The sequence below is a fragment of the Clostridium sp. genome (assembly GCF_051650885.1).
Lineage (GTDB): Bacteria > Bacillota > Clostridia > Clostridiales > Clostridiaceae > Clostridium.
This window is the reverse complement of sequence record NZ_JBOFRG010000353.1, coordinates 1-4,475: the sequence shown is the minus strand read 5'-3', so window position 1 is coordinate 4,475 and position 4,475 is coordinate 1. Positions and strand designations below refer to the sequence as shown.

Below are 4,475 nucleotides of genomic sequence, written 5' to 3'. Positions count from 1 at the left end.
ATCAACCCTTCTAAATATTATGAGTGGTCTTTTAGAAACTTCATCAGGCGAAATTTTTTTAAAAGGACAACCTCTAAAAAATGATTTAAATACTGTGGGATATATGTTTCAAAAAGATCATTTATTTCCTTGGACATCTGTTTATAATAATATTACACTCGGGTTAAAAATTCGTAAAATACTATTCAAAGATAATTTAAAGTATGTAGATTCTTTAATGCAAAAATATGATTTAGAGCAATTTAAAAATCATATGCCAAATGAATTATCTGGCGGAATGAGACAACGTGTTTCTTTGATTAGAACTCTTTCTTTAAACCCTCAGATTCTTTTTTTAGATGAGCCTTTTTCTGCTCTTGATTATCAAACACGATTAAATGTTTCTAATGATATTCATCATATTATAAAAAGTGAGAAAAAAACAGCCATTATGGTTACTCATGATATAAGTGAAGCCATATCATTATCAGATAGAATTATTATTTTAAGTAAACGACCTTCAATTATAAAAGAAATAGTTAATATCTCTTTCCCTGAAGATCTTACTCCTTTTGCTCGTAGAAACTCTGAAGAATTCAAAAATTACTTCAACTATATTTGGACCAAAATGGAGGATTAAGTATGACTAAAGAACACGAAGAATATTTACGTAAAATTAAAAAAGATAATATAAAAATCATATTTTTCAGAGTTTTATTATTCTTAAGTTTCATCTTTCTTTGGGAGGCACTAACTAAACTACAAATCTTAGATCCATTTTTAACTTCCTCTCCCTCTAGAATAATAAATTCCTTTAAAGAATTTATTCAAAATGGAACTTTATTTACTCATATAGGAATAACCTTATACGAAACAGTTCTAGGCTTTACACTAGGAACAATTTTAGGTTTTTTAATTGCATTACTTCTTTGGCTTTGCCCTAGGCTTTCTAAAGTATTAGATCCTTATCTTGTAGTATTAAATGCTCTTCCTAAAGTTGCCTTAGCTCCTATCATTTTATTTTGGGTAGGCAATGGTACATGGGCAATTATAACTATGGCTCTTTTAATCTCTCTAGTAACTACAATTTTAAATATCTTAACTAGTTTTAATGAGATTGATAAGGAAAAACTTTTACTTATGAAAACACTTCGTGCCTCAAAATTTCAAATTGTTCGCTATTTAATTCTTCCAGCTTCTGTTCCCTCTTTAATTTCAACTTTAAAAATTAATGTTGGACTTTCATGGGTTGGTGTTATTATGGGCGAGTTCTTAGTTGCACGTGAAGGATTAGGCTTTTTAATCGTCTATGGTGGTCAAATTTCACAACTCGACATGGTTATGATGAGTATTGTTATTTTGTCTATAATAGCATTTTTAATGTATAAGATAATCAACATTTTCGAGAGATATTTTATGAATAAACGGTAAATTATTTTTTATTTGCAAATCCCTTCTTAAGCCTTTAATTATGGGGATTTGCATATTTATTACATTTGTATATATCGTTTTCATAGTTTTTGCTCTTATTCTTGTCATTTTTATGTTATTTACTTAATTTTCTTTAAGTGATAAAGTATTAATGAAATTATAGAGAAGAAGGAGGAACTGTCAAGTGAAACTGTTTAGAGAAGCTTTAATAATCTTAATTATTTACATTATTGGTGAAGTAATTTCAGGTTTAACTCATATTCCAGTTCCAGGAAACATTGTTGCGATGATTATTTTATTTATTGCACTATGTCTAAAAATTGTCAAAGTAGAACAAATTGATACTATAAGTAACTTTTTCTTAGATCACTTAGCTTTTTTCTTTTTACCAGCAGGAGTTGCTGTAATGAATTCCTTTGGTTTAATCAAAGCTAATATTGTTCAAATTTTGATAGTTTGTTTAGTTACAACTGCAATTACTATGACAATAACTGGCCTAGCTGTTCAAGCTATCGCAAACAAAATGGAAAAAAAGAAAAATTTAAAAGAAACTAATTAGGGATATAAAAAGGAAGTGTATTACATATGTCAACCCTATCACATATAATTATATATAATGATTTATTTGGTATTGTTTTGTCGCTTATAGCTTATGAAATAGGTATACTTTTATATAGAAAAACAAACTTACCTATATTCAATCCACTATTAATTGCTATTATTTTAGTTATAGGATTTTTATTAATATTCCACATAAGCTTTAAAACATATGATGAAGGAGCACAATTTATTAACCTTTTCTTAGCTCCATCTACAGTAGTATTAGCCGTACCTCTTTACAAGCAAATTGATAGATTAAAAGAAAATCTAGTTCCAATAATAGTTGGAATAATTTGTGGAAGTGGTGGTGGAATAATCTCAATATTATTATTATCACACTTTGTAGGATTAGATAAACAAATGCTTGCCTCATTAATGGCAAAATCAGTAACTACTCCTATTGCAATATCAGTAACTGCTGAATTACACGGTATAATTCCTGTAACTGTTCTTGCTGTTATTACAACTGGTATAATAGGTGCAGTAATTCATCCTATTATTACAAAAGTATTTAAAATTAAAAATAGAATTGCTGTAGGACTTTCACTTGGTACATCTGCTCACGCAATTGGTACTACAAAAGCCTTAGAAATTGGTGAAACTGAAGGAGCTATGAGTTCTCTTGCAATTGGTGTTAATGGTATTATAACTGTTGTTCTTGCACCAATTATATTCTCAATTGGAATGGCAATTTTTGCAATGATTTAATTTTAAAGCCCTATTAATAAAATGCATATCATTTTATTAATAGGGCTTTTCTTTATTTATTAAAAATCTCTTCTACATGACCTTTAACTTTAACTTTTCTATATATATCTTTTATTTTTCCTTCTTCATCTATTATGAACGTACTTCTTTCAATTCCAAATACCTTTTTACCAAACATATTTTTCTCTTTCATTACTCCATAAAGATTACAAATTTCCTGACTTTCATCTGAAATTAAAAGAAATGGTAATTCATACTTTTCTATAAATCTATTATGTGACTTTATAGTATCTCTTGAAACTCCTATTATAACTGTGTTTTTATCTATAAACTTTTCATTATATTCCTTAAAATCTCTAGCTTCAATTGTACATCCTGGCGTATTGTCTTTTGGATAAAAATATAATATTACATTCTTTCCTCTATAATCACTTAAACTATGTTCTTTTTCATCTGAACCTATACCTTTAAAATCTGGTGCTAAATTTCCAATTTCTAATATATTATTTTCCATAATTCTATCTCCTTTTAAACTATATTTACTTAATAATAATTATTATATAGCATATTGTTCCATTTATCAACTTAAAACTTTTCGCTTTCTAAAAAAGATATCACAAGCAGTACTTATGATATCCAAATCTATTCTTATATTCTATATAAACTCAATTTTCCAATTAAAATATCCTGTTTCTTTATTTAATTCATATCTAAAATATGCACTAAATGTATTACCTTTTTTACTTTTTAAATTTCTAAATCCAACTTTTCCATTCTTTAAAAGTAACTCTATCATTTCCTTTGATACTGTTTTTCCAAAAGAAGAAATATATTTATCATCTTTCCAAATTGTATATTTACATCCATTTTTCCAGTTTGAACATCCAAAGCCTTTCTCTCCTTCTATAACAGGATTTCCACATACAGGACAGTTTCCTATAGCCTCTTGACCTTCCTCAAGCTTTACTTTTATATTTTTTAATATTGATGTATCATTTTTTATTTTATTTACTCCATCAATAGTAAATTCTTTTATAAGATTTAAAAAGTCACTCTTTTTAAATTTTCCTTTTTCTATATCTGAAAGTGTTTGTTCAAGTCTTCCTGTGTATTCAAGGTCTAGAAGTTCTTTAACTGGGAATATTTCAACCATTGTTTTTCCAAGACTCGTACAAGTAAGACTTTTTCCTTTAGTTTCTATATATCCAACATCTTTAAGCTTCTTTATAGTTTCTGCACGTGTTGCAGGAGTTCCTATACTGAATCCACTTAATATAGATGCCATCATTTCTTCACTGTTATTTTCTTCTTTAGACTCATCCTCACCTTCATCTTTATTATCTTTTTTAAGATTCTTCCCACAGGTTTCCATAAGTCTTAAAAGAGTTTTTTCAGTATGCTTTTTAGGTGGTTTCTTAGTTACTGATGAAACTTTACTACTAGCTACATCTACAATTTCATTTTCTTGTACATTTGGAAGTATTGTATCTTTACTTTCTATTTTTTCAACTAATCTCCATCCTTCAACTAATTGAATTTTCCCTTTAGATACAAACTCTCCTTTAGCTTCTTCACATTCAACCTTAGTAACTATTTTACTTTCTTCATATTCAGCTATAGGCATAAACTGCATTATAAATCTATTTTTAACTGCATTATAAACTATCTTTTCATCTGCACTTAAACCATTAGGCTTCATATAAGTTGGAACTATGGCACTATGGCTTTCTACCTTTTTATTATCAAATATTCTTTTA

The 4,475-nt window shown here is 27.8% G+C and carries 6 protein-coding genes; 4 read left to right on the top strand and 2 right to left on the bottom strand.

Annotation, left to right across the window (positions count from 1 at the left end):
- The 4 genes from ACRC28_RS17860 to ACRC28_RS17845 all read left to right on the top strand — a co-directional run.
- The coding region (locus ACRC28_RS17860; RefSeq protein ID WP_438544801.1) for an ABC transporter ATP-binding protein at positions 1–619 on the top strand (619 nt) is incomplete at its 5' end.
- A gap of 2 nt (positions 620–621) precedes the next feature.
- Positions 622–1,410 carry an ABC transporter permease gene (locus tag ACRC28_RS17855; protein ID WP_438544800.1) on the top strand — a complete coding sequence of 263 codons (789 nt, stop codon included), beginning with the start codon at positions 622–624 and terminating at the stop codon, positions 1,408–1,410.
- Between the two features lie 184 nt (positions 1,411–1,594).
- The gene (locus tag ACRC28_RS17850; RefSeq protein WP_438544799.1) at positions 1,595–1,969 is read left to right on the top strand and encodes a CidA/LrgA family protein; all 375 of its coding nucleotides are present in this window, start codon (positions 1,595–1,597) and stop codon (positions 1,967–1,969) included.
- Between the two features lie 26 nt (positions 1,970–1,995).
- Positions 1,996–2,718, top strand: a complete 723-nt coding sequence (locus ACRC28_RS17845) for an LrgB family protein (protein ID WP_438544798.1) — start codon at positions 1,996–1,998, stop codon at positions 2,716–2,718.
- A gap of 52 nt (positions 2,719–2,770) precedes the next feature.
- Here ACRC28_RS17845 and ACRC28_RS17840 read toward each other — a convergent pair whose 3' ends face one another.
- Together ACRC28_RS17840 and ACRC28_RS17835 are read right to left on the bottom strand one after the other, a co-directional pair.
- The gene (locus ACRC28_RS17840) at positions 2,771–3,232 is read right to left on the bottom strand and encodes a peroxiredoxin (RefSeq protein WP_438544797.1); all 462 of its coding nucleotides are present in this window, start codon (positions 3,230–3,232) and stop codon (positions 2,771–2,773) included.
- A 141-nt stretch (positions 3,233–3,373) separates the two neighbouring features.
- On the bottom strand, positions 3,374–4,475 hold a 1,102-nt coding region (locus ACRC28_RS17835; RefSeq protein WP_438544796.1), incomplete at its 5' end, for a DNA topoisomerase.

Excerpts from the sequence above, each read along its gene's own strand:
- ACRC28_RS17855 (WP_438544800.1), top strand. The coding sequence starts at position 622 with ATGACTAAAGAACACGAAGAATATTTACGTAAAATTAAAAAAGATAAT.
- ACRC28_RS17840 (WP_438544797.1), bottom strand. The coding sequence starts at position 3,232 with ATGGAAAATAATATATTAGAAATTGGAAATTTAGCACCAGATTTTAAA.
- ACRC28_RS17845 (WP_438544798.1), top strand. The coding sequence starts at position 1,996 with ATGTCAACCCTATCACATATAATTATATATAATGATTTATTTGGTATT.